Source organism: Kitasatospora sp. NPDC059646 (assembly GCF_042734615.1).
Taxonomy (GTDB): domain Bacteria; phylum Actinomycetota; class Actinomycetes; order Streptomycetales; family Streptomycetaceae; genus Kitasatospora.
This window is the reverse complement of sequence record NZ_JBHWDS010000108.1, coordinates 1-3,128: the sequence shown is the minus strand read 5'-3', so window position 1 is coordinate 3,128 and position 3,128 is coordinate 1. Positions and strand designations below refer to the sequence as shown.

The window sequence follows — 3,128 nt, the reverse complement described above, 5'->3', positions numbered from 1 at the left end:
GTGGGGGGTTTTGTTTATTTTACACCCCGCCGCGCCGGCGGGGCGGGCGCCCCCCCCCCCCCCCCGCCCGGCACCCCGGGTGGGGGACGGCGCACCCGGGATGGTGAGATTTCGACGCCGGCATCCGAAGGGCCGGGTCGAGCAGAGAGGTGTGCCGTGTCCGTCGAACCCAGCACCGCGCCGCTGTCCGCCGCCGACCGGGCGGAGTGCTGGCACGAGGCGGTGGCCCACGCCTTCGTGCCGATGGCGGTGGAGTTCCTGGAGGAACGGCCCTCCCCGGGAGAGATCGTCAGCCACCGGCTCGGACCGATGCTGATCTCCACGGTGCAGGCCGGGCCGCAGATGGTCACCCGCGGCCGGCGCATGATCGCCCGCGACGAGTCCGCGTCGCTGATCCTGACGCTCCAGCAGCACGGAACCGCCGTCAAGGAGCAGGACGGGCGGGAGACGCTGGTCCGGCCCGGCGAGTTCTCCCTCACCGACGCCTCCCGGATCTTCCGCAAGCGGATCGGCGAGGACTTCGTCTTCACCTCCTTCCACTTCCCGCGCGCCGAACTCGACGTCCAGGAACGGGACCTGAGGGCGCTCACCGCGACCGCCTTCCAGGCCGGCGAGGGCAGCGCCGCCCTGGTCGCGACCTACCTGGCGGGGGTGGCGCGCGAGGCGCCGGGCCTGGACGAGGCGGTCGGGCGGCGGGCCGCCGCGACGGCGCTCGACCTGCTGGCCCTGCTGATCGACGACCGCTGCGGCCGCGCACGGCCGCAGGCCCCGCAGAACGGCGCCACGCTGGAGCGGGTCAAGGACCACATCCGGCGCAACCTCCACGACCCCGACCTGACGCCGTCCGGCATCGCCGAGGCCAACTTCATCTCGGTCCGGTTCCTGCACAAGCTGTTCCAGCAGGAGGGGACCAGCGTCGGCGCGTGGATCCGCGCCCAGCGCCTGGAGCGGTGCAGCCGCGACCTGCGCCGGCCGCAGGCCCAGCAGTTCGGGGTGGCCGGGATCGCCCGGCGCTGGGGCTTCGTCAACTCCAGCCACTTCAGCCGGGCGTTCCGCGAGGCGTACGGCATGACGCCGCGCGACTGGCAGGTGCGGGGCCGCACCGAGGGGTGACCGCGCGGGGTCAGCCGGTCAGGCCGTCCAACGCGCCGTCCCAGTCGATCAGGCCCCGCTCGTGGCCCGGCGGGACCAGTGCGAACGTCTCCCGGCGCAGCCAGCGGCGCACCTGACGGGCCGGCAGGTCGAGCAGCACGCTGCCGTCGCCGCCCTGCAGGTGGATCCGCAGCGAGCTGCGGCCGTGGCACGGGCAGGGCGGCCAGATGCGGACGTCGCCGACGCCGGCGGGCCGCTGCAGGCCCTCCCACAGCAGGTCGCGGCCGAACAGCCAGACCCCCGCCTCCGCGGCCTGGCCGAGGAACTCCAGGGCGACGGCGAACGGGTCGTCGGCGCTGTAGCCGAGCCGCACCGGGATGTCGACGTGCTCGGTCTCGCCGAGGACGATCCGGGCGTCGAGGTCGAGTGCGGTGCTGGCGGCCTGCGGGTCGGACAGCGGATGCGGGGCGGACACGGTTTCTCCATGGGGGTGGGGGACGGCCCGGGGGCCTCGGCCTCCGGGGTGCACGGGCGCGGGCCGACGCGGCGGTGCGGTGCGCTCGCCTCGCGCCCCCGGGAACGGCCGGCGGACAGGGGAGGCGGACTCTCCCCGCAGGCTATGCGGCGCCCGCCCGGGGTGATGTTCCGGCGGCGCACGCCGATCTGACGTTCCGTGCACCGTTCGCCCGCCGGAGGGGCCGGCCGTGGCCGCCGACGCCGCCGGCCGTGCTCCGGCCGGGGTGCGGTTCGGGCGGTCAACTGCCCTGTGAGTGAGGTGAGTTGGGTGGCTCCGCCGGGGTCGCGCGGGCCTTGTCGGGAGGCGTACTGCGCGGTCCGTCGAAGGTTTGTCGACCCCGTTTCGCCTCTTGTATGAATGCGCCGGGAGGCAGTCGACCGTGATCCGGTGCGCCCGTCCGGGCGGCGGGGCGCTCCGGGCGTCGGGTCCGACGCGTCCTCCCGCCAGCTTTCGCAAAGCCCTCAACCGGTCGGAGCCTTCCATGAACCCGTCGGGTCTCTCGCCCGTGCCCGAAGACACCTGCTCGCTGCTCGATCCGGGCCGCTGCGACGGCGTCGTCGACGTCCTCGCCCCGCCGCCCGGCAGCTCCCCCGACGACTGCCTGTACCTCGCCCTGCTCGTCCGCGGCACGGCCTCGGTGCGACGCGGGGACGCCGCCGTCGTGCTGGAGCCGGGCGACCTGCTGATCGACACCGCCCCGCACCCGGCGGGCCTGATGCGCGACGCCGAGTGCCGGATCCTCGGATTCCGCGTGCCGTGCGTCTTCCTGGGCGTCCGGCAGGCCGACGTGCGGCGGGCCGGCGGCCTGGTGGCGCGCGGCGGCGAGGGGGTCGGCGCGATCGCCTCGCAGTTCCTGCACACCCTGGCCGGGCAGGCGCGGGCCCACCGGGCCCGGCCCGGCAACCACCTGGCGCGCAGCGTCTCCGACATCGTCGCGATCCTGGTCGCCGAACTCCTGGAGCGGGAGGCCCCCGAGCAGCCGTCCGGCTCCGCCGAGATCTTGGCCCGGGTCCGCGAGCACATCGAGGAGCACCTGGCCGACCCGGAGCTGTCTCCCGAGTCGATCGCCCGCGCGCAGCACATCTCGGTGCGCTACCTGCACAAGCTGTTCCAGCAGGACGGCAGCACGGTCGGCCAGTGGGTCCGGCAGCGCCGACTGGAGGCCTGCCGCCGCGAGTTGGAGCGCCCCAGCCGCCGGCGGAGCAGCGTGTCCGCCGTCGCGCACCGGTGGGGCTTCGTCAGCCACTCGCACTTCAGCCGGGCCTTCCGCGCGACGTACGGCGTCTCGCCGCGGCAGTGGCAGGCGTACGCCGCGGCCCGCCCCGACGGCGGACACCCCGCCCGCTGAGCCGCCGGGGCCGGGCGCGCGGCGGCGCACCGCCGCGGGCCCGGCCCCGGTCCGACGCGCGCCGGAAGTCCCGACGGCCGTCCGCGGAGCGGGAGTCGGCCGGACACGGCGCGGGCCCCGCGGGCGCGGGGGGGGACGCCGGGCGCGGGGGGGTCGCGGCCGGGGCCGACA

3 protein-coding genes are annotated in these 3,128 nt (G+C 76.0%); 2 read left to right on the top strand and 1 reads right to left on the bottom strand.

Annotated features, from left to right (window positions below; genetic code table 11):
- The first annotated feature begins 156 nt into the window (after window positions 1-156).
- On the top strand, window positions 157-1,113 hold the full coding sequence (locus ACFV1L_RS36265; RefSeq protein ID WP_380374541.1) for a helix-turn-helix domain-containing protein: 957 nt from the start codon (window positions 157-159) through the stop codon (window positions 1,111-1,113).
- A gap of 10 nt (window positions 1,114-1,123) precedes the next feature.
- Here the strand turns inward: ACFV1L_RS36265 and ACFV1L_RS36260 are convergent, their stop codons facing one another.
- Window positions 1,124-1,567, bottom strand: coding sequence for an SsgA family sporulation/cell division regulator (locus ACFV1L_RS36260; RefSeq protein WP_380374538.1), 444 nt, complete (start codon window positions 1,565-1,567; stop codon window positions 1,124-1,126).
- Window positions 1,568-2,114: 547 nt separating this feature from the next.
- Here ACFV1L_RS36260 and ACFV1L_RS36255 point away from each other — a divergent pair.
- Window positions 2,115-2,957 carry a helix-turn-helix domain-containing protein gene (locus tag ACFV1L_RS36255; RefSeq protein ID WP_380374537.1) on the top strand — a complete coding sequence of 281 codons (843 nt, stop codon included), beginning with the start codon at window positions 2,115-2,117 and terminating at the stop codon, window positions 2,955-2,957.
- The last annotated feature ends 171 nt before the right edge of the window (window positions 2,958-3,128 follow it).